The sequence below is a fragment of the Ligilactobacillus salivarius genome, from assembly GCF_035231985.1.
GTDB lineage: Bacteria > Bacillota > Bacilli > Lactobacillales > Lactobacillaceae > Ligilactobacillus > Ligilactobacillus salivarius.
On sequence record NZ_CP117983.1, the window covers coordinates 469,095 to 492,285 of the forward strand.

45 protein-coding genes are annotated in these 23,191 nt (G+C 33.5%); 41 read left to right on the forward strand and 4 right to left on the reverse strand.

Features of this window, described 5'->3' with window-relative positions:
• Positions 1 to 40 precede the first annotated feature (40 nt).
• From PTA89_RS02025 to PTA89_RS02040, 4 genes are all read right to left on the reverse strand, one after another.
• Complete coding sequence (locus PTA89_RS02025) at positions 41 to 1,465, reverse strand: recombinase family protein (RefSeq protein ID WP_324177304.1); 1,425 nt, start codon at positions 1,463 to 1,465, stop codon at positions 41 to 43.
• 101 nt (positions 1,466 to 1,566) lie between these two features.
• Positions 1,567 to 2,169 carry a hypothetical protein gene (locus PTA89_RS02030; RefSeq protein ID WP_324177305.1) on the reverse strand — a complete coding sequence of 201 codons (603 nt, stop codon included), beginning with the start codon at positions 2,167 to 2,169 and terminating at the stop codon, positions 1,567 to 1,569.
• A gap of 32 nt (positions 2,170 to 2,201) precedes the next feature.
• Entirely contained in the window at positions 2,202 to 2,627 is a 426-nt protein-coding gene (locus tag PTA89_RS02035; RefSeq protein WP_324177306.1) for an ImmA/IrrE family metallo-endopeptidase, read from the reverse strand.
• An 11-nt stretch (positions 2,628 to 2,638) separates the two neighbouring features.
• The gene (locus PTA89_RS02040) at positions 2,639 to 3,034 is read right to left on the reverse strand and encodes a helix-turn-helix domain-containing protein (protein WP_324177307.1); all 396 of its coding nucleotides are present in this window, start codon (positions 3,032 to 3,034) and stop codon (positions 2,639 to 2,641) included.
• Between the two features lie 322 nt (positions 3,035 to 3,356).
• On the opposite strand from PTA89_RS02040, the gene PTA89_RS02045 reads away from it, so the two are divergent.
• The 41 genes from PTA89_RS02045 to PTA89_RS02245 all read left to right on the forward strand — a co-directional run bounded on the left by PTA89_RS02045 (position 3,357) and on the right by PTA89_RS02245 (position 23,176).
• A complete protein-coding gene (locus PTA89_RS02045) occupies positions 3,357 to 3,548 on the forward strand; it encodes a helix-turn-helix domain-containing protein (RefSeq protein ID WP_117641833.1) in 192 nt (63 codons plus the stop codon).
• A 12-nt stretch (positions 3,549 to 3,560) separates the two neighbouring features.
• Positions 3,561 to 4,280 carry a Rha family transcriptional regulator gene (locus PTA89_RS02050; RefSeq protein ID WP_324177308.1) on the forward strand — a complete coding sequence of 240 codons (720 nt, stop codon included), beginning with the start codon at positions 3,561 to 3,563 and terminating at the stop codon, positions 4,278 to 4,280.
• Between the two features lie 13 nt (positions 4,281 to 4,293).
• Positions 4,294 to 4,488: a hypothetical protein gene (locus tag PTA89_RS02055; protein WP_324177309.1), complete on the forward strand. Its 195-nt coding sequence runs from the start codon at positions 4,294 to 4,296 to the stop codon at positions 4,486 to 4,488.
• Positions 4,489 to 4,591: 103 nt separating this feature from the next.
• On the forward strand, positions 4,592 to 4,726 hold the full coding sequence (locus PTA89_RS02060) for a hypothetical protein (protein ID WP_324177310.1): 135 nt from the start codon (positions 4,592 to 4,594) through the stop codon (positions 4,724 to 4,726).
• A gap of 93 nt (positions 4,727 to 4,819) precedes the next feature.
• Positions 4,820 to 4,975, forward strand: a complete 156-nt coding sequence (locus PTA89_RS02065) for a hypothetical protein (protein ID WP_324177311.1) — start codon at positions 4,820 to 4,822, stop codon at positions 4,973 to 4,975.
• 3 nt (positions 4,976 to 4,978) lie between these two features.
• A complete protein-coding gene (locus tag PTA89_RS02070) occupies positions 4,979 to 5,107 on the forward strand; it encodes a hypothetical protein (RefSeq protein WP_324177312.1) in 129 nt (42 codons plus the stop codon).
• Positions 5,108 to 5,111: 4 nt separating this feature from the next.
• A complete protein-coding gene (locus tag PTA89_RS02075) occupies positions 5,112 to 5,369 on the forward strand; it encodes a hypothetical protein (RefSeq protein WP_324177313.1) in 258 nt (85 codons plus the stop codon).
• A complete protein-coding gene (locus PTA89_RS02080; RefSeq protein ID WP_324177314.1) occupies positions 5,353 to 6,264 on the forward strand; it encodes a DUF1351 domain-containing protein in 912 nt (303 codons plus the stop codon). Before PTA89_RS02075 ends, PTA89_RS02080 begins: the two co-directional genes overlap by 17 nt.
• Before the next feature lie 91 nt (positions 6,265 to 6,355).
• Positions 6,356 to 7,042 (forward strand): AAA family ATPase, encoded by a 687-nt coding sequence (locus tag PTA89_RS02085; RefSeq protein ID WP_324177315.1) that lies wholly within the window; start codon positions 6,356 to 6,358, stop codon positions 7,040 to 7,042.
• Positions 7,035 to 7,610, forward strand: coding sequence for a DUF669 domain-containing protein (locus PTA89_RS02090; RefSeq protein ID WP_324177316.1), 576 nt, complete (start codon positions 7,035 to 7,037; stop codon positions 7,608 to 7,610). Before PTA89_RS02085 ends, PTA89_RS02090 begins: the two co-directional genes overlap by 8 nt.
• A gap of 10 nt (positions 7,611 to 7,620) precedes the next feature.
• A complete protein-coding gene (locus tag PTA89_RS02095; protein WP_324177317.1) occupies positions 7,621 to 8,310 on the forward strand; it encodes a putative HNHc nuclease in 690 nt (229 codons plus the stop codon).
• A gap of 49 nt (positions 8,311 to 8,359) precedes the next feature.
• Entirely contained in the window at positions 8,360 to 8,575 is a 216-nt protein-coding gene (locus tag PTA89_RS02100) for a helix-turn-helix domain-containing protein (RefSeq protein WP_324177318.1), read from the forward strand.
• Positions 8,568 to 9,443, forward strand: coding sequence for a conserved phage C-terminal domain-containing protein (locus tag PTA89_RS02105; RefSeq protein WP_324177319.1), 876 nt, complete (start codon positions 8,568 to 8,570; stop codon positions 9,441 to 9,443). Before PTA89_RS02100 ends, PTA89_RS02105 begins: the two co-directional genes overlap by 8 nt.
• Positions 9,400 to 10,635 (forward strand): replicative DNA helicase, encoded by a 1,236-nt coding sequence (locus PTA89_RS02110; protein ID WP_324177320.1) that lies wholly within the window; start codon positions 9,400 to 9,402, stop codon positions 10,633 to 10,635. The genes PTA89_RS02105 and PTA89_RS02110 overlap by 44 nt, the downstream gene beginning before the upstream one ends.
• Positions 10,632 to 11,033 (forward strand): hypothetical protein, encoded by a 402-nt coding sequence (locus PTA89_RS02115; protein WP_324177321.1) that lies wholly within the window; start codon positions 10,632 to 10,634, stop codon positions 11,031 to 11,033. The genes PTA89_RS02110 and PTA89_RS02115 overlap by 4 nt, the downstream gene beginning before the upstream one ends.
• Positions 11,030 to 11,572 (forward strand): helix-turn-helix domain-containing protein, encoded by a 543-nt coding sequence (locus PTA89_RS02120; RefSeq protein ID WP_324177322.1) that lies wholly within the window; start codon positions 11,030 to 11,032, stop codon positions 11,570 to 11,572. Before PTA89_RS02115 ends, PTA89_RS02120 begins: the two co-directional genes overlap by 4 nt.
• A complete protein-coding gene (locus PTA89_RS02125; RefSeq protein ID WP_324177323.1) occupies positions 11,565 to 11,771 on the forward strand; it encodes a hypothetical protein in 207 nt (68 codons plus the stop codon). The genes PTA89_RS02120 and PTA89_RS02125 overlap by 8 nt, the downstream gene beginning before the upstream one ends.
• 13 nt (positions 11,772 to 11,784) lie before the next feature.
• A complete protein-coding gene (locus PTA89_RS02130) occupies positions 11,785 to 11,988 on the forward strand; it encodes a hypothetical protein (protein WP_324177324.1) in 204 nt (67 codons plus the stop codon).
• A gap of 5 nt (positions 11,989 to 11,993) precedes the next feature.
• The gene (locus PTA89_RS02135; protein ID WP_324177325.1) at positions 11,994 to 12,275 is read left to right on the forward strand and encodes a hypothetical protein; all 282 of its coding nucleotides are present in this window, start codon (positions 11,994 to 11,996) and stop codon (positions 12,273 to 12,275) included.
• A 10-nt stretch (positions 12,276 to 12,285) separates the two neighbouring features.
• On the forward strand, positions 12,286 to 12,774 hold the full coding sequence (locus PTA89_RS02140) for a DUF1064 domain-containing protein (protein ID WP_324177326.1): 489 nt from the start codon (positions 12,286 to 12,288) through the stop codon (positions 12,772 to 12,774).
• Positions 12,775 to 12,787: 13 nt separating this feature from the next.
• Positions 12,788 to 13,069, forward strand: coding sequence for a hypothetical protein (locus tag PTA89_RS02145; RefSeq protein ID WP_324177327.1), 282 nt, complete (start codon positions 12,788 to 12,790; stop codon positions 13,067 to 13,069).
• Entirely contained in the window at positions 13,062 to 13,370 is a 309-nt protein-coding gene (locus PTA89_RS02150; protein WP_324177328.1) for a hypothetical protein, read from the forward strand. The genes PTA89_RS02145 and PTA89_RS02150 overlap by 8 nt, the downstream gene beginning before the upstream one ends.
• Before the next feature lie 14 nt (positions 13,371 to 13,384).
• Positions 13,385 to 13,705: a hypothetical protein gene (locus PTA89_RS02155; protein ID WP_324177329.1), complete on the forward strand. Its 321-nt coding sequence runs from the start codon at positions 13,385 to 13,387 to the stop codon at positions 13,703 to 13,705.
• A 63-nt stretch (positions 13,706 to 13,768) separates the two neighbouring features.
• Positions 13,769 to 14,107: a hypothetical protein gene (locus PTA89_RS02160; protein WP_324177330.1), complete on the forward strand. Its 339-nt coding sequence runs from the start codon at positions 13,769 to 13,771 to the stop codon at positions 14,105 to 14,107.
• Positions 14,108 to 14,119: 12 nt separating this feature from the next.
• Positions 14,120 to 14,350 carry a hypothetical protein gene (locus tag PTA89_RS02165; protein WP_324177331.1) on the forward strand — a complete coding sequence of 77 codons (231 nt, stop codon included), beginning with the start codon at positions 14,120 to 14,122 and terminating at the stop codon, positions 14,348 to 14,350.
• A gap of 179 nt (positions 14,351 to 14,529) precedes the next feature.
• Complete coding sequence (locus PTA89_RS02170; protein WP_324177332.1) at positions 14,530 to 14,832, forward strand: hypothetical protein; 303 nt, start codon at positions 14,530 to 14,532, stop codon at positions 14,830 to 14,832.
• 17 nt (positions 14,833 to 14,849) lie between these two features.
• Positions 14,850 to 15,053: a DUF6877 family protein gene (locus tag PTA89_RS02175; protein WP_324177333.1), complete on the forward strand. Its 204-nt coding sequence runs from the start codon at positions 14,850 to 14,852 to the stop codon at positions 15,051 to 15,053.
• Between the two features lie 521 nt (positions 15,054 to 15,574).
• Positions 15,575 to 15,748 (forward strand): hypothetical protein, encoded by a 174-nt coding sequence (locus tag PTA89_RS02180; RefSeq protein ID WP_172412689.1) that lies wholly within the window; start codon positions 15,575 to 15,577, stop codon positions 15,746 to 15,748.
• 11 nt (positions 15,749 to 15,759) lie between these two features.
• A complete protein-coding gene (locus PTA89_RS02185; protein ID WP_324177334.1) occupies positions 15,760 to 16,095 on the forward strand; it encodes a hypothetical protein in 336 nt (111 codons plus the stop codon).
• On the forward strand, positions 16,085 to 16,396 hold the full coding sequence (locus tag PTA89_RS02190; protein ID WP_098183657.1) for a hypothetical protein: 312 nt from the start codon (positions 16,085 to 16,087) through the stop codon (positions 16,394 to 16,396). The genes PTA89_RS02185 and PTA89_RS02190 overlap by 11 nt, the downstream gene beginning before the upstream one ends.
• A 50-nt stretch (positions 16,397 to 16,446) precedes the next feature.
• Positions 16,447 to 17,022: a hypothetical protein gene (locus PTA89_RS02195; RefSeq protein ID WP_324177335.1), complete on the forward strand. Its 576-nt coding sequence runs from the start codon at positions 16,447 to 16,449 to the stop codon at positions 17,020 to 17,022.
• A gap of 195 nt (positions 17,023 to 17,217) precedes the next feature.
• Positions 17,218 to 17,643 carry an ArpU family phage packaging/lysis transcriptional regulator gene (locus PTA89_RS02200; protein WP_161000285.1) on the forward strand — a complete coding sequence of 142 codons (426 nt, stop codon included), beginning with the start codon at positions 17,218 to 17,220 and terminating at the stop codon, positions 17,641 to 17,643.
• A 125-nt stretch (positions 17,644 to 17,768) separates the two neighbouring features.
• The gene (locus PTA89_RS02205; RefSeq protein WP_324177336.1) at positions 17,769 to 18,047 is read left to right on the forward strand and encodes a hypothetical protein; all 279 of its coding nucleotides are present in this window, start codon (positions 17,769 to 17,771) and stop codon (positions 18,045 to 18,047) included.
• A 126-nt stretch (positions 18,048 to 18,173) separates the two neighbouring features.
• The gene (locus PTA89_RS02210; protein ID WP_324177337.1) at positions 18,174 to 18,779 is read left to right on the forward strand and encodes a hypothetical protein; all 606 of its coding nucleotides are present in this window, start codon (positions 18,174 to 18,176) and stop codon (positions 18,777 to 18,779) included.
• A 15-nt stretch (positions 18,780 to 18,794) separates the two neighbouring features.
• Positions 18,795 to 19,172, forward strand: a complete 378-nt coding sequence (locus PTA89_RS02215) for a hypothetical protein (protein ID WP_324177338.1) — start codon at positions 18,795 to 18,797, stop codon at positions 19,170 to 19,172.
• A 294-nt stretch (positions 19,173 to 19,466) separates the two neighbouring features.
• On the forward strand, positions 19,467 to 19,793 hold the full coding sequence (locus PTA89_RS02220) for a hypothetical protein (protein ID WP_283473488.1): 327 nt from the start codon (positions 19,467 to 19,469) through the stop codon (positions 19,791 to 19,793).
• Position 19,794: 1 nt separating this feature from the next.
• Complete coding sequence (locus PTA89_RS02225) at positions 19,795 to 20,469, forward strand: phosphoadenosine phosphosulfate reductase domain-containing protein (protein WP_324177339.1); 675 nt, start codon at positions 19,795 to 19,797, stop codon at positions 20,467 to 20,469.
• Positions 20,462 to 21,160, forward strand: a complete 699-nt coding sequence (locus PTA89_RS02230; RefSeq protein WP_283473485.1) for a ParB N-terminal domain-containing protein — start codon at positions 20,462 to 20,464, stop codon at positions 21,158 to 21,160. Before PTA89_RS02225 ends, PTA89_RS02230 begins: the two co-directional genes overlap by 8 nt.
• 5 nt (positions 21,161 to 21,165) lie before the next feature.
• The gene (locus tag PTA89_RS02235; RefSeq protein ID WP_324177340.1) at positions 21,166 to 21,444 is read left to right on the forward strand and encodes a DUF6275 family protein; all 279 of its coding nucleotides are present in this window, start codon (positions 21,166 to 21,168) and stop codon (positions 21,442 to 21,444) included.
• 36 nt (positions 21,445 to 21,480) lie between these two features.
• Positions 21,481 to 21,960 (forward strand): small terminase subunit, encoded by a 480-nt coding sequence (locus tag PTA89_RS02240; RefSeq protein WP_324177341.1) that lies wholly within the window; start codon positions 21,481 to 21,483, stop codon positions 21,958 to 21,960.
• Entirely contained in the window at positions 21,950 to 23,176 is a 1,227-nt protein-coding gene (locus tag PTA89_RS02245) for a PBSX family phage terminase large subunit (RefSeq protein WP_324177342.1), read from the forward strand. Before PTA89_RS02240 ends, PTA89_RS02245 begins: the two co-directional genes overlap by 11 nt.
• Positions 23,177 to 23,191: the final 15 nt, after the last annotated feature.

Consider the following 23,191-nt stretch of genomic DNA (forward strand, 5'->3'; position numbering starts at 1 on the left):
GTTCTCTAAATTTTTTTAAAAAAGCCTAAAAATATTAGGCTTAAATGTTCCAATTTATTTCTACCTTATCGTTAAATACCTTGATACCACTAATCAAGTTTCTAACGATGGCTTTTTGTTTCTCATAATCTAATTTATCAATATCTTTGGCTTCTTTAGCGTTCTTGATAAAATCTTCAATCTTTTCTTTCTTTTTGTCGTCAGTTAGGCTATTTAATCTTTTCTGCAAGTTTTCTTTTTGCTTGCTCAATTCATCATTCTTTTTGTTGAGTTCATCGACGTTGATGTTATCTAGTAGATACAAATCAACAATTTTGTCTTGTTTCTTTTCAACTTGTTGAAGTTCTGCTTTGATGGCTTTAATTTCCTTAACGTTGTCTTTATTTTCTTGATTATTAATAACTTTATCCATGTTTAAAGGTAATTTTTTAATCTCACTTATAACAACACTTTCAATATCATTTTTTCTAACACGAGTAAACCCACAATCAAAATCATGTCGCTTATAGTGAGAGTTTCTTTTAGGGCTAGAACTAGGACACTTGTAATTATGCAATTGGACGCCACTCTTTAACTGGGTTGTATAAATTTGTAAAACAGAATTACAATAACCACATCTCATTAAACCAGATAGCATATATTTAGCTCTGAATGGACGTGGGTTAGACAACTGAGCTTGTGTAATTCTTCGTCGTTCAAGCTCAACTTGAACCTTTTTATAATCGCTCAATGAAACAATAGGCTTGTGTAGACCTGGGTAAATCTCATTTTTGTATTTGATATACCCAGCATAAACAATGTTTCCTAGAATTTGTCTAACTGTTCGATAAGACCAATTAACATTTTTTCCAACATGTCCTTCTTCATTTAATTTTTGAGTTATCTTAGTAATGCTGACTCCAGATAGATAATCTCTGTAGATACGTTTAACAATCTCAGCTCTAAAAGGGTCAATCTCATATATTTCCTTTTGAATAATGTAACCAAATGGGCAATTAGCCCAGCTCATAGCCTTTCCAGCCTTAGCACGTCCAACACGTCCCAGTGTCATACGTTCAGTTATTTGTTCACGTTCTAGTTGTGCAAATACAGATAGAATACCTATCATAGCTTTACCAAATGCAGTAGACGTATCAAAGTTTTCTGACAGGCTGATGAAACCAACACCATTCTTGTTAAATACATCTTCAATTAGATATAGTGTATCCTTTTGAGAACGTGATAAACGGTCAAGCTTGTAGACCAAAACAGCGTCAAACATATTATTTTTGCAATCTGAGATAAGTTGTTGAAGGCTAGGTCTATTTGTATTAGAACCAGAAAAACCAGGGTCTGTATACACTCTAGCGACTTTCCAATCTTTAATATCGCAATACTTTTTTAACTTATCTTGTTGCTCAGAAATTGAGTATCCTTCTTCAGCTTGTTCGATAGTGGAAACTCTAGTATAGATTGCTACTTTCATAATTAAACAACTCCTTAAAATTAAAACCCGTCGAAATTGACGGGTTTAGAATATAGGTAATATTTTAAAATTACATATAGGATAGCTAAACCCTTATGTAGTTATCTCTTGAATTTTTTGCCACAACTCATACATACAAAATCAGTTTTTCTTGATTGCTTGCCAGCAAACCCTGCAAGTGTTCCAATTCCACCAGTTAGAATAGCTCCACCGACGGCTTTACCAACTGAGAAACCTTTTCTGTGAACACCAAGAGCTTGTACATCTTTGCTATGACATCTAGGACAAGTCATATGGTTTTTGAGCTTTTTAAGTTCTTCTTTTTGAAGTTTGTACTCATTTTTCTTCATTTTTGCATCAAGCTTTTGTTCTTTATCAATAGCTTTAGCTTGTACTGCTTGTTGTTTTACTACTCTTTGAGCTTCTTTTTGACGCTCTCTTTTTTCTCTGTATTCTTTAAGTTCTTGTCTAGCACGTTCAACATCTTCTGGACCTTTATAAAATTTAGGGTTCATACCTACATAAAGCCAAATGATAATACCAATAATCAATCCTAAGTGTGGAACGTTGATTGACATCATGTTTATAAGACCAATAACAAACGCAGCAATCACACCGTATAAAAAGCCGTTTACACCGTCACCTTTCCAGTATTTAGGCTCTTTTTGCTTGTTACTAGGTCGATTGTTCTTTTGATTATCCATACAAACATCTTCTTTCTAAATATATTCAATTTTTATACGCTCACAAATCTAGCTAGTTCTTCTGGCAGACCGTAAGATCTAACAAAATCATACTTATTGAATGACTCATTGAGTTCTAAGCCACTCAATAATAAGTAGAAAGCAAATTTATTAGCTTCTGCTTCAATCTTAGGTATATCATAACCAGACATAAACGCTCTATAAAAAGTAGTAGAGCTATTAGTATGTTCTATAACATGTCCTAATTCGTGAGCTAAAACAAATTTTCTTGTGTACTCAGACAGATTGTCTAAGATACCTATTGTTGTTTCTTCATCGCTTGTAACTTTCATCGCTAAAGTGCTAGGCGGTAGTAAGTCTGTATTGCAAACAGATACACCTAACTCTCTTAGTATAGTTTCTGGGTCACAAGTTCCATAAATTTCAATTAATGAATCGACGTCACTCTTTAATGCCACATAATCACCGCCTAATTCATGTCTTTCTTCTTTTTAGCTTTCTTTCTATTAATAGTCATTAATAAATTTAAAGCTGATAAAGTAGCTTCTTTATCTTCTTCACTCATAGGTTCTCCATAAAAATTGACAGAACCTTCGTCATTCAATCCTTTCATCATTTTTTCAGCTTCAATACCTATATCTATCTTTTCTTGTGGAGATAAGTCGTATTTATCGTCAGATCTACCAAGCAAGTAATCAGTAGACACTCTAAAATAATCAGCTATCTTCGATAGTTTATCAGCAGAAGGAGCTTGCGTTTTTAGAGAATATAGGTAGTTTTTGCTAAAACCAAGTTCTAAGGATAATTCTTTTAGAGTAATATCTCTTTTCTTTGCAAGCTCCTGGATACGTTCAAGTATTGTCATAACAGCAATATCGTCCTTTCCAAAAAAGCTAGACAAGAAAAAAGTATAAAATAATTGGATAATTTTATTGACTATCACATTATTGTGGGATATACTATTTCTTGTAAGTTAAGTTGTCAGTTAATAAGCAACGATATGAGCATAATTATTTCCGCCAAGATTGATTATGAGTCTTATTTGTTGTGCTTATTAACTACGCTTTAATAGTACATTATTGTGGGCTAGTAGTCAATATTTTTTCATAAAAATGTTCTATTTAAAACTTACTTCAAAACTTACTTAGTAGGGTGGGTGGGTAGGAATTAAGAAAGGAGTGATTAAAGTGCCAGAAACAAAGCCAGGTAGAGAAAAAATTATGGAGTACCTTGAAGAAAATGACATTTCAGTTACTTCATTAGCCGTTACATACGGTATCAAGAAACAAGATATGTCCGACTTTTTAACTGGGCGAAAGATAACACCTAGAGGAAATCGAGTCATTTTAAAAATCATTTCAGATTTAAGAATTAAATAAGGAGGAATTGAAATGAAAGATTTAGTTATTATGCACGACCAACAAGCAGTAACAACAAGTTTAAAAGTAGCTGAAATTTTTGAAAAAGAACATAAGAATGTGATGCAATCAATCAAAAATCTCACGGCTGAAAATTCAGCAGTGAAGAAAATGTTTGCTGAAGATAGCTATTTGAATAGCAGAAATCAACAACAACCAATGTTCTATATGAATAGAGATGGTTTCACATTGTTAGCGATGGGATTTACAGGTTCTAAGGCTATGGAGTTCAAACTTAAATATATTGATGCTTTTAACAAAATGGAAAAGCAAATTAAAGAAGAAACAAAATTCAGACTACCAACAAATTTAAATGAAATGTCAACAATGTTCTACAGTGTCATGAAAGACCAAGATAAGAAGATTGAAGAACAAAGCGAAAAAGTTAATTTCTTGATGAATTTATCTGGCTTAACTAGTCCTAGAAATAAAGAACTCACAAAAGCTAGAAACAAAAAGGTCATTCAAGTTTGTGGCGGTAGCGAAAGTAACTCATATCAAGACAAGAGTTTACGCTCAAAACTCTACAACGAATTGTTTAAATCTTATCGACATCGCTTTGATGTAAATCAACATGTTGATACTCCAATGAAGAGATTTGATGAAGCTAAAGACTACATCAACAACTGGTATCCACCTTTTGAATTAAAAGATGAAATCGAAACAAAGAACGCTCAAGGAAATTTATTTTAAAGGAGAGATAACAATGGAATTTGAAAATGTAAAAGACGCTATTAAGTTCATGCTGGAACTTAGCGAAAAAGGAGCAACCATGAAAACTAACGGAGTTAACTCCACAATTGACGACTACAAGGAAATGTACAGAGAAACCTTATATTCAATGTGCGACTTGCTTGGTATGCAAGATTTGTATCTTGAAGAAGATAAGGGGGCTGACTAGATGCAACCTATCTTAGCGGTTTTAGTCGCTTGCCTAGTTTACATCGTTGTGTTTGTCGGTGTGAGTTGGGCTAAAGATAAATTCAACGATTGGAGTGATAAAGATGACTGAAGTTAGAGAGTTCAAAGTCATCAATTATGACAAGAACGGAAATGTTATTGAAGATTTATCAAAAGTAAAAATCAATAAAGATATCGAATTAGCAATAAGGAGGGCGATCTGGAACGATGAACAGTAATGTTTGGTGTGTGTATGGAATTTTAGCACTCATAGCTTATGCGGGTTGTGTAGACCTGTACAGGTTATGGAAAAGAAGAAAGGATAGATAGCAATGGACGCTGGAAAAGGTTTTGCGAATTTAAGCGTAATGGTTGGAATATTTTTTAGTGGCTTAAGTTTCGGACTAGGTCACTTGTACATTGGTTTTGGTTTTGCGGTTTGGGTTGCTTTAGCAATAGCAGTTTTATTCTCAATGAAGGAGGAATAGAAAATGATGAGTTTATCAATTTTGATTGTAGGTATTCTAATAGGTCTCATGTTAGCTCCAGTGATTGACGGTATAGAAGATGGTAGTTTTTGGAATTGGGGCGATGAAGATGAACATCATGAAAGGAGGTGAGATTGTGACAGAACAAAAAAATTCAGTGGTTGCAGCCACTGAAAACAAAAATATAAATATACCTAACTACCATTATATTCTAAAAACGATGAAAGCGATAGATGATTTCGATAAAAAATATCAGTTCATCAAAGGATTTTACTTTTTGAACAAAGATGATTTTAGTAAATCGGACAGGACCAAAGTGAAAGTAATGATGGACTTAGCGAAAATGCAACTAGACCAACATAAAGGAGTTAAAAGCAATGAACGAACTAACTAACGTTACTGACAAACTTGTTTTTAAGCCTGCCGAAATAAGTTTTGATGATACAGATATAAGAACACAACTTATTGAATTAAAGAGCAAATACGGCAATTTAGTAGTGTCTGAGAGCAATCTGAAAGACAGTAAACGCACTGCCACAATGCTCAATGGTATTGCTAATGAATTAGACAATGCTAGAAAGTCGGTTAAAAAGGAATACAACAAGCCTTTAAAGGACTTTGAAGGCAAAGTAAACGATGTTCGTGATGAAGTTAGAGAGCTTCGTCAAAACATTGTAGACCAAGTTGGTGTATTTGAAGAGAAAGAAAAAATGAAACGTAAGGACGCTATTTTAACTGAAATTAGAGAAGAAATAGCACCGAACTACAACATTTCTGATGATGAATTAGAAAAGATTAGCAGTGAGTTCAAGTCTGATTGGTGGACTAAGAAAACTTATTCTAAGAAGCAACGGCTTGAAGAAATTTCTACTCTATTCACTCAATTTAACAAGGAAAAAGAGCAACGAAAGAACAATCTTCAACTAATTAAGTTAAAACTTGATAGCTATGATATGGCAGACCATTATCAATCAATCAAGTACGATTACATCGATAACGAAATGAGTATTGATGATGTATTGGAAAAGATTGATAGATTGCACGAAGATATTGAAACTAAAAAGGCTATTGAGCAAGCCAAAGTTGAAGAAGTAAAGGAAAACTTAGTTGAGCATAACGGACAAAGCTACAATCAAGAAACAGGCGAGAAAGTCCAAATCATGCAAGAAATCACATTTACGCTACAAGGTTCTAAAGAAGATATAGACCAAGTAGCGATGCTGATTAGCAAACTAGGGCTAAAGGTCTTAGGCAAACCAGAAAGAAAGGAGATTGTCGTCAATGACTAAGAAAGATATTGAACTTATGAAGCTAGCTGAAAAAGTCAGTCAAGATAGCGTGTATATGTGGAGCAAGGAAAAACCAAAGGAGTGATGAAGATTGCAAGTGTATTTTAATGGGGAAATACCAGAACAACCACATCAATATTTTGTATATGGTGCTGGTGGCACTGGTAAAACAAGTCTTTTGAATCAATTCAAAGGCAAGAAGTTCCTATTTTCGTTTGATATGTCAACTAATGTTGTTCGTGGACGTAAAGATACTGATGTAGCAATTCTTGAAGAATCTGACGCTCCACAAGTTCAACAATTAGTACTTCAAACGATTGTACAAGCAGTTAATAGCAAAAAATACGATGTTATTTGTTTAGACAATATGTCAGCACTTCAAAATTTAGTTTTAGAAAACATTGACGGTAAGTCTAAAGACGGACGTCAAAACTATCAGAAACTACAACTATGGTTTAGACAACTTGGAATGTATCTAAGAAATAGCGAAATAACTATTCTGGCTACTGCTCATGAGATAGATAACAAGGAAAACTTGAGTAATGGCAGATACAACGCTGATATGAATGATAAGACATTTAACGCTTTTACATCAATGTTTGATTTTGTAGGTAGAATCTACAAAAAAGATGGCAAGCGTTGGATAGATTGCGATCCAGAAACTGGTAATCAAGGCAAAAATAGAATCGATGATAGGACTTTGATACCAGCAGATGAATTGTTAAAAAAAGATACAAAAACAGAAAAGAAAGAAAACGAGGTAGAAAAACATGATTAATTTTACAGTAGATTATAACAATACATTCGGTAAAGCAGTAGAAGAAGCAGGCAGTTACAATGTAAAGATTGCTGATAGCTCGACTGCTAAGACAACTAAAAAAGGTCAAGAAATGGCAGTTCTTGACTATGAAGTTTTGGACGGTAAGTATGCTGGAGCGGTTATTCGTTATGACAACATTCTATGGAATGACAATACAGAAGAAACACTTAAGTTATCTGCCAAGCGTTTTAACACTTTAATGAAAGCTGCTGGAATTGAAGACGGTACTCAAATCAGCTCAACAATGAGCGCTATTGTTAAAGGTTTAGTCGGTAAAGAACTTAATATTACAGTCGACTGGGAACAAAGCGACTACAACGGCAAATGGAACTTGAGCGTTAAAACTCAACAACCTTTAAAAGAAAGGAGCGAACCTAATGGCAAGTTTAGACCCACAAACAACAGTGGAGCTTCAGCAACTAAGGCAAGCTCAAATCCATTTGCAAGTTCTGCAAGCAAAGCAGAAAGTGATCCATTCTCAAATTCAAAAGATATTAACATTCCAGACGAAGACTTACCATTCTAGGAGCTAGAACATGGAGAGAGCTAGAGCATACAGGTTCTTTCATGACAACGAAGAATGGATAGCGATTAAACCAGTTGAATCACTCAATTTAGACCATATCGAAACAGTTAGCGGTTCTAAAGATGAGTTTTACATCGACTGGGAACTGGCTGATAGACGAAAGATGAGAGTTAGACAACGCAGACTATTCTTTGCCTTAATTAACGATATCGTACAGTGGTCTGTTATGCCACAAGAGTACATCAAGGATATGTTCTATCTGCAGTATTCAGCATATACAGGCAAAGAAATCAGTCTAGCAGATAGTTCTAAAATAAGTGTTAGTGATGTAAACACACTGATAGATTTAGTCATTGATTTTATGTTTGAGTGGAATGTTCCATTTAAAAAAGGCTATAAACAATTGCCACGAGAAGAACAGTACTTTATCTATCAATGTTGTAGACATAGACGTTGCTTAGTGTGTGGAGATTATGCTGATATTCACCATCTAGATACTGTAGGAATGGGAATGAATCGAGACCACGTAGATCACACAAAGAAGTACGTAATGCCACTGTGTAGGACGCACCATGAGAATTATCACCAGCTAGGTGCTGAGAAGTTTGCAGAACTCTATCACGTACCAGTCAATGGAATAAAACTTGATGCTGAAACGCTTAAGAAATTAGGTGTTAAAGGAAATTACGAGAGCCAGTAAGCTTAAACAACTACCGAAAGGGTGCGAAGCCCTTTAAGGAGTGGTAAATATGATTATTAACAACTTATCAACAATTATGGGTAAGCGAAGAATTAAGATATCAACGCTCCATAGTCAAACAGGAATATCAAGAAGCACATTAACTAAACTTTATTACGATAAAACAAAAATGATTGAGTTAAACACGATTGATAAGTTGTGTTTAGCGTTAGATGTTACACCAGGAGAATTGCTTGAGTATGAAAGGAGTGAAAAATATGAATAAAGCTTCTGGCTATTACAAAATCATTCCAGACTATGTGATGTTTGATAAGGAATTACTAGATATACCAAAATCGATTTTATTATATGGAGAAATTTCAGCTTTATGTAATAGCAAAGGATATTGTTGGGCTTCAAATGCTTATTTTGCTGAAAAGTTCAAAACAACTGAAAGAACAATTATCAGATACATCAATAAGCTTGTTGATAAAAAGTATATTGCTAAAAAAACCATCTATAAAGATGGTTCAAAAGAAGTTGAAAAACGTATATTGTCTATAGATTTTAGACCTAGTGACATAGATGACACCACAGGTGGTGACACCGATGTCACGACCCCTGGTGACACTGATGTCACAGATAATAATGTAAATATTAATAATATAAATAATAATAGTGATGATGTTAAAAAAAATAATAAATACAACTTTAATTATAAAAAGTTTTTTGATTTTTTTAAAGAAACTACAGGTAAAAAATATACTGCAACAAATAATAATAAAAAGTTAATTAATGCAAGATTAAATGAAGGAGCTACTAAGCAAGACTTTTATTTAATTACTAAACATAAAGCTATCCAATGGAAAGATAGCGAGAAGATGAATAATTGGTTAAAACCAAATACAATATTTAGTTCTAAACACTTTGAAGATTATTTAAATGAAGCAGAAGCATATTTTTCTGCTGAACCACAAAAGAAAAAAGAAGAAAGTTCCGCTAAAGAAGAAAAAAGAAAAGTAGATCCTATTGATGAACAAATACATCGAGGCAAATTATTTTTAGAGAAATTTCCAGATAACGAAAAAGTAAGAAAGGAGATTGAACGACTTGAACGGAATAGAAATGAGAATCGTGGAGACACTGCTCAATAAACCAGAACTAATTGATAGTATCTACATCAATACAGATTGGTTCACTGATATTAAATTAAGAAACATTGTCAAAGCGATACAGAGTTTAGACTTGCAAGAAAGAACTCTACTTAACATTTTTAATGAAATGGATAATGACGGTAGTGTGGAATACAAAAATCTTGTAGACATTCAAGGCGGATTTGTAACAAGTGCAAGTATAGAGAGCGATGTTAAGTCTCTACACAAGTTATATGCACAAAGAAACCTTGAAGTAAGCATGGACGTGTATAAGCAGTATCCAAAAAAGCAAGAGCTTGCTAACTTGTCTGAAGCAATTGCTGAACTAGAAAAAATTGATGAAGCAGAAGATAATGGAAAGCTTGAAGATGCTATCGAAGAACTACAGGTTAGATTGACTTCTGGCAAACCAACAGGAATTAAAAGCTTTGAAAAATTGGATAATCTGCTTGCTGGTGGCTTATATGGTTCTATGCTATTTACTATTGGTGCTAGACCTAGCGTTGGTAAAACAGCTTACGCAGTTAATCTAGCACGTCAAATTGTGAGCAAAGATCCAGAAGTTCAAGTTGACTTTTTTACCCTAGAAATGAATAAAAGAGAAATGCTCAATCGTTTCATTTCAGCGGTAGTTAATGTTGATAGTCAAAAGTTAAAGAATCCTAGTGGCTTAGATTTGTTGTTTAGTGAACAGGTTTCTGCAGGTATCAATTGGGTCAGAAATCACAAAATAAGAATCTATGACAGAGTATTAACTCTAGGCGGTATCTTGAGTGTAATCAAAAAGAACGCTGCTAAAGCTAAACCAGACAAGTATGTGGCAATCATTGACTACATCGGTTTAGTTAAAGTGAACGGTAGACAAGACCGCTGGCTACAGGTTGGAAAAATCACACGAGAACTCAAGATAATCGCTAATGAATACAACATTCCAGTGATTGCACTAGCTCAATTAAATCGTGGAGTTGAGAGCAGACAAAATAAAGAGCCTTTGCTTTCAGATTTGCGAGAATCTGGTTCAATTGAACAAGATAGCAACGTCGTAGCATTTCTATATCGACCAGACGATGACAACAGAGAGTTGGTTAAATTGTCAATTAGAAAAAACCGTGAAGGTCAACTTGGAGATATTAGTTATTACTTTGAAGGACAATACATGTTGTTTAAAGAAACTGACGAGGACGTGCAATGAGTTACATGGATTACAACCAGTTCAAAGCTATCATGGCTGAGAATGGTTATCAGAAATCTAAGGCAGTTGATGTGTATCTAAATAAAGCAATGCACTACAACAAATTGATTAAAAGCATTAAAGCGAATATCAAAGATAAACAACCAATTGTAAAAGCAAAAATGGAAAAGTTTATCAAGATGTATAACGACAAAAGAATTGAAGCGGTGTGGGACGCTATAAACGTTGCTAAACTTGAGAAATATCAAGGTTGGAAATTCATTGAAGATGGTGAAGAGTTCATCTTACAACTTCAGATTAAATATCAAGGCAACATGAAGCAAGCAACGGAATTTGAGCAAAAACAAGTAGAGTTATCCACACTTTATGAACAAGCGTATAAGGAGATAGAAAAATGAACAGATTAAGACAAGTTAGAAAGCAAAAAGAAATAACACTTAAAGAAGTAGCTGAAGATACTGGAATTTCAGGAGATGTTATTGGTAAATACGAACGTGAAGAGCGTGAACCAAAAAAAGAAACATGGATTAAGTTAGCTGATTACTATTGTGTGCCAGTGACTTACTTGATGGGCTTGCCAGATGGATTAGTACAACATATCAATAAAACACAAGTTATGACGTTTGAAGAGCTACATGAAGCAATTATTCAATGGGCTAACGATAGAAATATGATTAAACAAGATAAGCTAACTGCATTATCTCAATTAGCTAAGGTTACTGAAGAACATGGCGAACTTTCAGCAGGAATTAACAAAAAAGATGAAGAAAAAATTAAGGATAGTTTAGGCGATAGTTTAGTAACTTTGATTATTCTAGCTCAAGATTTGAATTTTGATTTGTTAGATTGTCTAAATAAAGCTTACAACGTGATTAAGAATCGTAAAGGTAAGGTAATTGACGGATCGTATATAAAGGAAAGTGATTTGCATGAATAGAGATTATGAGAAAGGTCAAAATGACATGTTAGCACTAATTAAGGAAATTTATTACACATCTAGCAAGAAAGAATTTGAAGAGTTCCTGGGTGCTGATGATTTAGACGACAACGAAGTCATGAGATTTTTGCAAGAAAGATATATGAGATTAGGCAAGAAGCAACTAATAAAGAGTATTGTCAAAGAATTTAATCTTTAAGGAGACGATAAACATGGAATTTGTGGGATATGTTGTAAAGATAGGCAAATGTTATTTTCAGCAACGCTCAAGTTTTGATTATACGATTTGCGAGCGTTTTGTAGACGCAAAGAAAATTACTAAGCTTGATTACGCTAAAAAGATTGCTGAAGAAACTGGTGGAGTAGTTAAGCATTTGTATGTTTCTGATAAAAAGCTTGATGAATACAAGGAGTAATAAAAATGAAATTTGAAGATTTTAAAAGTGAAATTGAGAAAATATACGACCGTTTTAGTGTAAAACGGTATGACAAGGATCAAGTAGTAATGATAGGACTGACTTTACAGAATAGAAGAGCTAATGATATTGATATCTTTATTGATGAGGATATACCTGCTTTTAACATCGCTACTGATGGTAACAGTAACCGCTTACTTAAAATTGAAATTGGATTTGACGTTGAGAGTTTAGACATTCTCTTAAATGTTCTTGATTTAATTAAAAAATACATGCAAGAAGAATAGGAGCTAAATAATGCAACGTATAGCAAGGAAAGTTAAGGTCAATGGTTTTACTTTTGATAGTCAAAAAGAAGCCAATTTCTACCTAAAATTCGTTAAAGAGAGTGGCTATAAGCACGAAGTACATCCTAGCTATGTGATTAAAGACAAAGTTTCTTTAGGTGGTGTGAATTTATCCAGAATCAGCTATACTCCAGACTTTGTAATTTTTGATAATTACGGAAAAATCAAACATGTATATGATGTGAAAACAAGCATTAATACACAATTTGGGGCTGATACTGCTGCCAAGCTTAGATTTAATTTGTTTGCTAGAAAGTACGGTGTGCCAGTTGAAGTAGTAGTGCCACGAGCTAACGATTTTAAAATGAAAATTTATGGATTGACTAAAAACGTCAACACAAGGCACGAGCGTACTAATCGTAAAGGTAAGCAGATAGTCGAGTTCTATGACTTGATGCAAAGTGTTGATTATGATGTGGAAGATTTTATAGGAATTTAAAGGAGATCTAAAAATGGAAATTGAATACAAAAATGTAAGTTATGCAGATAAAAATATTTACCAAGTAGGAAACATCATTACCCGTATTGGTACACCTTTTATAGTTGCTGAATTTAAGTACTCAAATAGAGAACCAGGTTATTGTTTTGTAGATTTAGAAAATGGAAAAATTTTTACACCAGAGTGTGCCAGTTTAGATCTGTTATCTGAAAATTATGGTTACAGTAAAGATAGATTGGTCAAAGCTAAGCTAATTGTTGATTACAAGCTAGATGGAGGCGCAGAAGATGAATAAAAACATGGAAAACATGATAACGGAACTAAAGAATGAATTTCCTAAAATTTATGATCGTGTAAATCATGGATTGTACATGCTGGCAATCGATGAAGACGGTAATGTTTATGAAGATGACCCAGATTTTGACGAAAAAATCGTTGAAGAAATCCAAATTATTTACAACGGGAATACAGTTTCTGTTTATCCAAATTACATTGATAAATGTTCAATTAGATTTTTTACAGTCAAATACGAAGACTTAGATATTATCACTAAAGCCGTCGCAATTGTTGGGAAACATTTGAAAAATATCAACTAAAAGGAGATCTAGTTATGATGATTATGAATGAAAATATGCTCAACATGCTTAAGGAGCTAGATAGTGAATTTCCAGATAATTACGGATTACGTGAAGGACTGAGAATTGACGCTATTGACCTTAAAGATCGTTATGATGATGATATTGATTTTGATGAAGAGTTATTAGATGAGTTGAGAATCTATTACAAAAACAAAACCATACTTATCAAGCGTTATGACAGAGATAATTGGGAAATCGAAGATGAAGATTATTTTAGGTTTTCAGATTTTGAGCAAGTTGGAAAAATTTTAAGTATTGTTATGAAACATTTAGGCAGAATCGAGTTAGATTGATTTGCAACGATTATATAAATCAATTCAGTGTGTAAAAATAGTCTGTTAAAGGGAGTGTAAGCAATGGAATTAATTGAAGAAATTAAGGAATTAAAAGAGTACAAAGAAAATAATGATCTAACAATCGCAGAGTTAGCGAGAAAAATTGAAGCTGATGATACAACGGTTGGTAGATGGCTCAAAGGCAAAGTTGAAGCTAAAGAAATATATCAAGTAGGAAATGTTGTTAAAGATGAATACGGTGAGTTGTATCTTGTTGTTAACAATGTTATTGGTGGATATCAACTTATTGATTTAAACGATAACCAAGCTTCAAGAATTTATGAAACTCTTGAAGAATTAATTAATAGTAATAATGATCGGTCTGATGTTTTGATTGATGCAGAAATAAACGAAATTTAAGGAGATGAGTAAATGAAGATTAATTTTAACGATGAAAAGCCAGAAAATATTTACAAAGTAGGAAATGTTATTAGAAATGGAGATGACTTCTATCTTATAGCTAGAGATTTTAATGATAAATATTATTTTATTTGTCTAAACCAAAATTTTGTTTCTCCAAGTTATGACACGCTTGAAGAATTAGCTGATATTAACAAAGACGAATATGATGTTTTAGCTGATGTAGAAATAAACGTACTGTAGGTGGAAATATGATTTCAAAAATAGCAGATATCATTATATGGATTACTCTAGCAGATTTAGTTATTAAACTAGGGCTATCTAAAGAAAGCATAGCTATGAGAATTATAGCTTTAATGCTGATGTGTATATTTTTAACATTAGATAAAATTTCAAGAAAACTTAGATAGGTGTGAATCAAAATGAATGATGAAGAATCACGTAAAATGAATTTAATGCATTTTCTTTATGAGAATGGAATTATCGAGCCAAAGCCAGAAGCTAAAGAAAATAAGAAAAGTGACAGTAAAGAAGTAAAGATATTTTTAGTAAACGGAAAGACATTGTATTTTGATAATGTTTCAAGCACAAAAGAATTATATGAACATGGTAGAGCAGTTCTCTTAATCAAACATTTTGATAAAGAAACAAGTAAAAAGGGAATATCATGTTTTGATTTAAACAAAGAAAATATTATTGGATACTCAATAGATGATGAACTTTAGAAAGGTGTTGATAAGTTGTGGATAACAAAGTTACGGCAATAGACAGATTAGCTGAATTGATTAGAGAATATGCTTTTCCGTTAGATCCTTTAGTAGATGTTATATGGCGTATATCTTCGTGGCAAGGCAGCACAAGTGATGATCCTTACTTATGGCAACAGGTTAGATATTTAGAAAAGCTTGTCAGAAAAGGACATGCAGTAAAGAAAAACAGAAATTAAAAGTATATAGGCTTAGCGTTTGTAAAAGGACGTTAAGTCATAGGTAGTGATATTGTTGATGAGCTACACAAAACAAAATTTATTAGAAAAGGTAGGTGTAATTTTCCTTTCTCATTATTTTATACCGTAACAATTTAGCAGTATTACTACCGAAACCAGACTTTCTTTTAAATACACAAGTTACAGACAGTAAATTTTGAGCAAAAAAATTATGAAAGAAGGTTCAGACCTTCGTAAATTCTTCGTATCTGTCTGTAACTATCAGCCCTGTATTAGCATGATTTGAGACTATCACACGACTTTGAGAGCGTGGCAGGGCTTAGTGAATCTGGCTATTGTTCACTACATAGAGAGCATAGGAAATAGCTAAATAGAAAATGAAAGTGAGAGTAATCTCCTTTAAACATTAATTCAACCTATGCTTTGGCTCTATATCTGCAATTCTTGAGCAGTCGCTTATTTTTGAGAGTAAGGTAGAGCGTTCTAATCGATTAGAGAAAATATTGTAAGGAGATTTATACATGATTTTGTTAAATACAAAAACTATTTGTTTGGCAGTAATGCTAGTTTTATTTTTAGCCTTTCAACTAACTGTTTTCTTTTGTATGAAAAGTGATGATGACAAGGTGGTTGATGTTATGGGCTTTGGCTTATTTGGTTTGATTATATCAGCAGTAGCAATACTGTTTGTGTAGGTGGTTAAAGCATGATTGAAGTTAGAAATAATAGAGATGATAGTCACATATATGACTATAAAGGTAGAATATTTTTTGATGTTGAAGATCCTTTTGGTTATCCACATCATGAAGTTGAAGTTATAGGTGTTTATGATAGGACTGCATCAGTTCGTGATACTAAAACAGGTATGACTTGGGTAGTGTTTAAAAAAGAGCTTGGATTAAAAGAGAAGAAGCAAGCTCATAAGTATCCATATCACTTCAATCGCAGAGATTGCAAGCGTAAGTGGAAAGGCAAACAGGATAAGCTTATCAACACGATTAAAAGTTATAGTGATAAAGGAGCGTTTGAGCGTGGTTTATAATCCAAGAAAATTATCAGTAGTTATCAATGAAAACATTAGTTACTTAATTGAAAGAGAAAAGATAAACAAGCAGTATATCTATAGCAATTTAGGAATTATGAAAATCGTTCATGATCCTAACGCAAATGTTTCACTGGAGAAACTAGAACAGTTAGCAGACCTACTTAATACTAACGTGCCTAACTTAGTTACAGATTGGGAAAAAGGTTCATATCCAGACGAGTATGAGATGTTTGTAAAAGGATATAAGGCAGGATATGACGACTGCAAAAAAGGCAAAAAGTTCAGTCCTAAAGGGTAGATGGCTAAGAAGAGAAAAATAAAAGTTTAAGTATATAAGGAGTGGTTAAGATGATGAAGTTAGGAACGGCAGTAACAATTTTAAGTGAAGTGTATAAGCCTATAAGTCAATGGTCTGATGATTTAGAAACACCTAAAGATTTGCCTAAAAACAAAACGATACAAGAAGCTTGGTCTGTAGTTGTTAAATTTCGCAGAAAGCACGCAAGAACGCATCGCACTAGTCGTGTGTATCATAGCAAGAATTTTGATAAAATTTTGCCACGTAGAGATGAACTAATTGAAGATATCAAAAGTGGTATGACGCTTTGGGAACTGGATAAAAAGTATGATGTGATTAACATCTATCAACTATTTACAAGACTAGATGTTAAGTGGATTTATCAAAGATACGCTTTTCTAAAAAGATGTGTATATGCAATTAAAGATGGTAAAGTTATTGTTTTTGATAACATCGAAAAGACATGTAGACATTTTAAAATTGGCAACACAAACTTTGATAAAAAGTACATTAGGAATGGTAAAACACTACAAGGATATAGGCTTTACAGATACAAGGAGTTTATAAAAGTTTACCCAGAGCATGAGAAAATTTTTGAAGAAATTATTGAAGAAAATAATCTGTAAAAGCATGAATAAAAAGTTCCCCCGTTGTATCATATAGTTACCGAAAGTTAACAATTTCTTTTTTTGACTTAGTTTTCATAATTAAGATCAACTCCTTTTAAGGTTTGTTTTTTTATAATTGCAGAGCAGAAGCGCTTTAAGGGCTGTAGGGGTTCAAATCTCCACTTCTGCATTTTTCTATGGTAGGTGAATGGTTTGCTTAATATCGATTTTGATAGGACTGTAAAGAATGCGTATAAATTGTTAAACAAGTACAACGATTTAGTGTTGCTATCCCACACAGACTACAGTCCTAAAGTTACGGCTTCATATACACTTGAGATGCACTCTCAAACAAACAAAGTATCAAAACAAGTTGAAGACATGGTTATGCTACATGTAGATGCAGAGAATGAAGTCTCATGTATTGTTAAAGCTATCAACAAGCTTGATACTGAAAACCGTAGACGCTTGTACGATGCTTTTGTACAAACTGATTTGAACCGTACTGATGTCATGATTAGATATGGAGAAAGCCGTAAGTCCTACTATAGAAAGTTAAAAGTTGCCGTTTATAAGTTTGCTTTAGCGTATCAAGGATCAGAGCGATTAATTGAGCAAATTGACGACATCACATCTTAATGCTCATTATGAGTACCTACTATTAACATATATACTATTATTTTTTTATTCTTCTTGAGTTCTAGCTGAAAAGTTAGAACTTTTTATTTTATATCATGATATAATTTAAAAAGAGGTGTGGGTATATGTATGAAGATTTAATGGCAGAAGTCAAAAGTGATTTAGATGAGTTCGGTAGCGATTTACAAGTGATTGCTATCTACTCAATTTTTCCAGATAATCCAGATAAATACTTTATAACTGATTATATTTGGGGCGAGCCAGTACATGATAGTGACATGGATATCTATGAAGAAGAGATGAGATTACATGAGAAAGAATTGGCAACACTTGAGTATACTAAGCACGATAAGATGACAATCGAACAGTTATATAGAGAGCTTTTGAAACAAAAACAATGGTAAAACTAAGACCTTATAACAGGTCTCTTTTTTTGCACTTTTTTATATTTTTCTCTTTACTTTTGTACGAAAGTATAATATTATAATGTTGTAAGGTAAATAAACAAATAGAAAACGGAGGAAGTTAAAATGATTAAAGAAAGAATTGAAGTTAAATATTATATCAGAAAGGATAATCGAAAAATATTTTTTGATTATAAAAAGATTGCAGAACCAGGCGAAAAGGCTTGGTTAGTAGATACGATTGACCGAACTGAAGAATTTACTGCCTTTACTAACAAAGGAAAGGTAAGTAAACCACAACGTAGTAAATATGAGGTGGTTAATGAAGAAGCTGAAAGAAAGCTCCAAGAACGTTTAGCTTTGAAAGCACAAACGGCAATAGATTTGCCTAGAGCTATTGAGTTAGCTAAGGTAGTTGATAAAGCCTTTGAAGATAAAATGAATGATCTATTCTTAGAATATGATTACGTTGAAGAAGGAGACTTTGACGACAGTAAAACTCCAGGTTGGGTTACTATCAAGGTCAAAACCAGTCATTCAAACTGGTACGACAATGATGATGTATTCAATGCACCATCGACATATCACTATCAAGTTCCTATCGAAGTTGAGAAAGAAGCTAGAGAACTACAAGCAATCAGACATAAGCATCAAGGCGACAACACATTTAGATTTTGGGAATGTGATTATCACAAAAGAGAAGTTAGAGTGGCAGACCACTCTAATTACTAAAAGGAGAAAAAGATAATGATGAAGTTAATCAAAGGCAGAAAGTATAATACTGATACTGCCACTAAGTTAATTGAATACAAAATAGGGCTTGGACCTAAGCAAGTCCTATTTTTAAAAAGGACAGGAGAGTTTTTTCTGTTTATAAATGACGAAAAGATTGTTCCACTTAAAAATATTGAAGCTAGAGAGTGGGTCAAAGGTAACGCACCAGAGATGTATGATAATATTTTTAGCGAAGACAACGGAAACCAAAAAATTGATGTTCACTTTATGATTGAAAAATCATTATTGAGTAAAGCAAAGGTCGCAGCAGTAGATGAAAGTATCACGCTTAGCGCTTTGATTGAAAAAGCATTGAGTGACTATTTAGGGGCAAAACGAGATGAAGAATAATAAATATTAAGGCACATCAAAACGATGTGTCTTTTTTTATTGCATAAAAAACACCTATCCAAGTCTGTACACTAAATGGATAGGTGCTATCAAGACAGTCGTCAACGCTGCAAACACATTATATCACACAGTTAATTTAATTGCATAGAGAAACAAAATGGAAACACAAAGGAAACAACTACTATGTTATACTATAGTATAGATAAATCACGAAGAAGAACTTTAGCACTTTTAACACAAAGTTAAGAGTGCTTTTTTAATGCAAAAAATCAAAGAAACAGGAGGTAAGGTAAAATGACAATTCCTTCATTTTCTAAACAAAGCAACGTTGAAGAAAGGTGGGGTCAAACCACAAGTACCACTTATGAGCGTTGGAGAAAAAGAAATCATCAAAAAATGGATATTTGGATAAGAGGGTCTGACCCTGTTGAGCGTGAGCGTGAGAGGCAAAGAGAATTAAGGGTTGAAAGATATTACCAAAAAGAGCATGAAAAATTAGATAGAGCTTTAAAAAGGATACAGAAGCAAAAAGGTATATCCAGGCTTATGGCGATGAGATATTTAAGGCAACAAACTGCTAAAGGCAAAAAGATAAGTCAATTAGGACGTTCTGGTGGTTAAAATGAGCTTGCTAGACCAAATTAAACTACAAAGCAAAATAACTGATGAAGTGATTGTTAGCTTTAGTATGGGTAAAGATAGTTTAGTAGTTCTTGATTTAGCTTGTAAATATTTCAAGAAAGTTCATGTATTCTTTATGTACATGGTTCCAGGGCTTGAGTTTCAAGAGAGAGCATTACAGAGATATGAACAAATTTACAATGTAAAAATTCATAGAGTTCCGCATTTTGAAACAAGTGAGTTTTACCGTTTTGGCAGTTTCAGAACTCCAGATTATAGCGTACCTGTTTTAGATGTAAATGATGTCTATTCATACATCAGACAGGAATGTAATTGCTTTTGGATAATTGGAGGCGAAAGAAAAGCTGATAGCATTTTTAGAAATGGAATGCTTAACAAAAGCGGTAGCGTTGATTTAAAAAGAGGACGTATGTATCCACTATGCTACTGGGTGAAGAAAGATGTCCTTGATTATATAAAATTGAAGAAATTATATTATCCTAGCTTTTATCAGAAGCTAGGTTTTTCTTTGCATTCATTACATGGAGAACAATTATATAAGCTTAGAGAAGTTTACCCAGACGATTACAGGAAAGTTTTAAAATTCTTTCCAGAAGCAGGAGCTGGAGTCGCACAATATGAGTTTTACAAAAAAGGAATGATACAAAATGGCTAATCAATTACAACAGTTTGAATTTGGAACAGTAAAACGAAGTGAAATTAAATTAGCTGATTACAATCCAAGAACGATTTACGAACAAAACCAGAAAAAACTTTACAAGTCAATCAAAGAAAATGGCTTAGTTGAGCCTTTGGTGTGGAATAAAAGAACTAAGAGATTAGTTAGTGGACATCAACGTATAACTGTAGCAGATAAGATTTATAAGAAAGATTATGATGTTCCAGTCGCTATTATTGATGTTGATGAAGACAAAGAAAAGAAATTGAATGTTCAATTAAACAATTCAAACTTACAAGGCGATTGGGACTTGAACCTATTAGAAAATTTAAGCTTGGATATATCATTTGAAGATATGGGCTTTACAGAAAGCGATGTTGATTTGATGTTTGACGGTCAAGTCGCTTATAATAATGAACCTATTCAAGAAGATGATAGTGATGAAGATATTAAAAACATGGAAATGATTGAAGATGAAAAAGACAAGCTAGTTGATTTAAAAATGAAAAAGAAAAAAGCTAGAGAGCAAATGAAGAACGATGACGCTATAGACTTTTACACAACAATCATTTTTCCAGACAATCAATCTAAGCAAGAATTTTATAAAACAATTGGAATACCTGCTACAGAACCTTTTGTAAGTTTCGATCAAGTCAAACGATATTTTGAGAATAAAGAAAGTGAGTGAGTTTAGTGGATAACGACAAATTTATTGAGCTATGTAAGGAGAAAGTAGTTGATTACACTAATACGTTTATGAATTTAAATAGTATCAGTCAACCAATACATATCAGTACAGGCGATGTGTATGTTGTGTGGCTAAACAGAACACTACAAAACAACAAAGCGTTGCTATCAACTACAGTAAGCAATGGTATGTATTACGAAGTTACATACAACGGAGACAAAAACGAAATGTATTTCGATGCTTACAAGCACAAATATAACGAAGAAATTAAGTTAGATAAGTAATACAAAGAATTACAGAGAAAGGCGGTGAGTTAGTTTGTGGCAACTGGCAGATATCAAAAGTGGTTAGAAAATGAAAATCTATTGCTATTGCAAGGCTGGAAACGTAATGGCTTAACTGATGAACAAATAGCTGAGAACATCGGTGTAGCACCCAGAACACTGGAACGTTGGAAAAGCAATCACAGTCAGATTAGACAGGCTTTAAAAGTTGGCAAAGAGCAAGCTAACTTTATCGTTGAGAACGCACTGTTTAAGAAAGCAACACAAGGGAATACAACGGCGATTATTTTTTGGTTAAAGAACAACTGGAGAGATAAGTACGCTGATATCCATGCAAGCAAGCTTGAAGAAAACTTAACTAAAGCACAAATCGAAAAAGCTAAGTCGGAAATCAAACGAACAGAAGCACAAATAAAACTTATGTCTGGTACTGATGATGAAGTTGAAGACAAAGTATCTAAGTTACTGGATAAGATTGACGGTAGTGTAAAAGGAGATGATAAACGTGATAAGTGATGTTTATACTCCAAAACAGATTGAAGTTCTGAAAGCTTTACAACGTGATGACTGGCGATTGATGATTAATTACGGTGCTGTTCGTGCTGGTAAGACTGTAGTAGATAACGACGCTTTTTTAATGGAGTTACGCAGAGTTAGAAAGCAAGCAGATATAGACGGTGTATCAGAACCTTTATATATCCTTGCTGGATACTCTAGTAAATCATTACAAAACAACGTGCTACAGGAACTCACAAACAAGTATGGCTTGCGTTTTAAGTTCGATAAACACAATTCCTTTAAGTTGTTTGGAGTAAAGATAGTACAGACCTTTACAGGCTCAATTGCTGGACTTGGTGCTATTCGTGGTTCGACCGCTTACGGTGCTTATGTGAATGAAGCTAGTTTGGCAGTACAAGAAGTGTTTGAAGAAATTCTAAACCGTTGTTCAGCTAAAGGTGCTAGAGTGATTGGAGATACTAACCCAGACGTACCAACACACTATTTGAAAGTGAACTACATCGATAATACAGACCCTAAAGCTGGTATCATAAGTTTTCATTTTACAATGGACGATAACACTTTCTTAGATCCTGTTTACATCGAAAGAAAGAAAGCTGGTACACCTAGCGGAATGTTCTATGACAGAAGTATCTTAGGCTTATGGGCTAGTTCTGAAGGTATGGTGTATCAAGACTTCGATAAAAACAAAATGCTTGTGTCTGATGCAGAAGTTCCTAACAATCTAAGTTATTACGCAGGAGTTGACTGGGGCTATGAACACAAAGGCTCTATTGTTGTTTTAGGCGATGATAGGCAAGGAAACACATACCTAGTACGTGAGTACACTGCCCAACATCAAGAGATTGATTACTGGGTGAGTGTTGCTAAACGTATAAAACAAAAGTATGGCGACATAATCTTCTGGGCTGACTCAGCTAGACCAGAGCATGTTGCTAGGTTCAGACAAGAAGGCTTTAAATGCTACAACGCAAAGAAAGATATTCTAAGTGGTATTGAGTCTGTAGCAACACTGATAAAGCAAGGGAAATTTAAAGTTAATCAAGATAAAATTGATGAGTTCCTAAACGAAATTTATATGTATGTTTGGGACGAAAAGTCTGGCTTACCTGTAAAACTACATGATGACGTAATGGACGCTATGAGATACGCAGTATACAACGCACATCTAAATAGAGCGGTTAAAAGTTCCAAACGTCCTAGTTGGCTATAAAAATTTATTGGAGGT

Excerpts from the sequence above, each read along its gene's own strand:
- PTA89_RS02025 (WP_324177304.1), bottom strand. The coding sequence starts at position 1,465 with ATGAAAGTAGCAATCTATACTAGAGTTTCCACTATCGAACAAGCTGAA.
- PTA89_RS02030 (WP_324177305.1), bottom strand. The coding sequence starts at position 2,169 with ATGGATAATCAAAAGAACAATCGACCTAGTAACAAGCAAAAAGAGCCT.
- PTA89_RS02040 (WP_324177307.1), bottom strand. The coding sequence starts at position 3,034 with ATGACAATACTTGAACGTATCCAGGAGCTTGCAAAGAAAAGAGATATT.
- PTA89_RS02050 (WP_324177308.1), top strand. The coding sequence starts at position 3,561 with ATGAAAGATTTAGTTATTATGCACGACCAACAAGCAGTAACAACAAGT.
- PTA89_RS02055 (WP_324177309.1), top strand. The coding sequence starts at position 4,294 with ATGGAATTTGAAAATGTAAAAGACGCTATTAAGTTCATGCTGGAACTT.
- PTA89_RS02060 (WP_324177310.1), top strand. The coding sequence starts at position 4,592 with ATGACTGAAGTTAGAGAGTTCAAAGTCATCAATTATGACAAGAACGGA.
- PTA89_RS02065 (WP_324177311.1), top strand. The coding sequence starts at position 4,820 with ATGGACGCTGGAAAAGGTTTTGCGAATTTAAGCGTAATGGTTGGAATA.
- PTA89_RS02070 (WP_324177312.1), top strand. The coding sequence starts at position 4,979 with ATGATGAGTTTATCAATTTTGATTGTAGGTATTCTAATAGGTCTCATG.
- PTA89_RS02080 (WP_324177314.1), top strand. The coding sequence starts at position 5,353 with ATGAACGAACTAACTAACGTTACTGACAAACTTGTTTTTAAGCCTGCC.
- PTA89_RS02090 (WP_324177316.1), top strand. The coding sequence starts at position 7,035 with ATGATTAATTTTACAGTAGATTATAACAATACATTCGGTAAAGCAGTA.
- PTA89_RS02095 (WP_324177317.1), top strand. The coding sequence starts at position 7,621 with ATGGAGAGAGCTAGAGCATACAGGTTCTTTCATGACAACGAAGAATGG.
- PTA89_RS02100 (WP_324177318.1), top strand. The coding sequence starts at position 8,360 with ATGATTATTAACAACTTATCAACAATTATGGGTAAGCGAAGAATTAAG.
- PTA89_RS02105 (WP_324177319.1), top strand. The coding sequence starts at position 8,568 with ATGAATAAAGCTTCTGGCTATTACAAAATCATTCCAGACTATGTGATG.
- PTA89_RS02115 (WP_324177321.1), top strand. The coding sequence starts at position 10,632 with ATGAGTTACATGGATTACAACCAGTTCAAAGCTATCATGGCTGAGAAT.
- PTA89_RS02120 (WP_324177322.1), top strand. The coding sequence starts at position 11,030 with ATGAACAGATTAAGACAAGTTAGAAAGCAAAAAGAAATAACACTTAAA.
- PTA89_RS02125 (WP_324177323.1), top strand. The coding sequence starts at position 11,565 with ATGAATAGAGATTATGAGAAAGGTCAAAATGACATGTTAGCACTAATT.
- PTA89_RS02130 (WP_324177324.1), top strand. The coding sequence starts at position 11,785 with ATGGAATTTGTGGGATATGTTGTAAAGATAGGCAAATGTTATTTTCAG.
- PTA89_RS02135 (WP_324177325.1), top strand. The coding sequence starts at position 11,994 with ATGAAATTTGAAGATTTTAAAAGTGAAATTGAGAAAATATACGACCGT.
- PTA89_RS02140 (WP_324177326.1), top strand. The coding sequence starts at position 12,286 with ATGCAACGTATAGCAAGGAAAGTTAAGGTCAATGGTTTTACTTTTGAT.
- PTA89_RS02145 (WP_324177327.1), top strand. The coding sequence starts at position 12,788 with ATGGAAATTGAATACAAAAATGTAAGTTATGCAGATAAAAATATTTAC.
- PTA89_RS02150 (WP_324177328.1), top strand. The coding sequence starts at position 13,062 with ATGAATAAAAACATGGAAAACATGATAACGGAACTAAAGAATGAATTT.
- PTA89_RS02155 (WP_324177329.1), top strand. The coding sequence starts at position 13,385 with ATGATGATTATGAATGAAAATATGCTCAACATGCTTAAGGAGCTAGAT.
- PTA89_RS02160 (WP_324177330.1), top strand. The coding sequence starts at position 13,769 with ATGGAATTAATTGAAGAAATTAAGGAATTAAAAGAGTACAAAGAAAAT.
- PTA89_RS02165 (WP_324177331.1), top strand. The coding sequence starts at position 14,120 with ATGAAGATTAATTTTAACGATGAAAAGCCAGAAAATATTTACAAAGTA.
- PTA89_RS02170 (WP_324177332.1), top strand. The coding sequence starts at position 14,530 with ATGAATGATGAAGAATCACGTAAAATGAATTTAATGCATTTTCTTTAT.
- PTA89_RS02180 (WP_172412689.1), top strand. The coding sequence starts at position 15,575 with ATGATTTTGTTAAATACAAAAACTATTTGTTTGGCAGTAATGCTAGTT.
- PTA89_RS02185 (WP_324177334.1), top strand. The coding sequence starts at position 15,760 with ATGATTGAAGTTAGAAATAATAGAGATGATAGTCACATATATGACTAT.
- PTA89_RS02195 (WP_324177335.1), top strand. The coding sequence starts at position 16,447 with ATGATGAAGTTAGGAACGGCAGTAACAATTTTAAGTGAAGTGTATAAG.
- PTA89_RS02205 (WP_324177336.1), top strand. The coding sequence starts at position 17,769 with ATGTATGAAGATTTAATGGCAGAAGTCAAAAGTGATTTAGATGAGTTC.
- PTA89_RS02210 (WP_324177337.1), top strand. The coding sequence starts at position 18,174 with ATGATTAAAGAAAGAATTGAAGTTAAATATTATATCAGAAAGGATAAT.
- PTA89_RS02215 (WP_324177338.1), top strand. The coding sequence starts at position 18,795 with ATGATGAAGTTAATCAAAGGCAGAAAGTATAATACTGATACTGCCACT.
- PTA89_RS02220 (WP_283473488.1), top strand. The coding sequence starts at position 19,467 with ATGACAATTCCTTCATTTTCTAAACAAAGCAACGTTGAAGAAAGGTGG.
- PTA89_RS02225 (WP_324177339.1), top strand. The coding sequence starts at position 19,795 with ATGAGCTTGCTAGACCAAATTAAACTACAAAGCAAAATAACTGATGAA.
- PTA89_RS02230 (WP_283473485.1), top strand. The coding sequence starts at position 20,462 with ATGGCTAATCAATTACAACAGTTTGAATTTGGAACAGTAAAACGAAGT.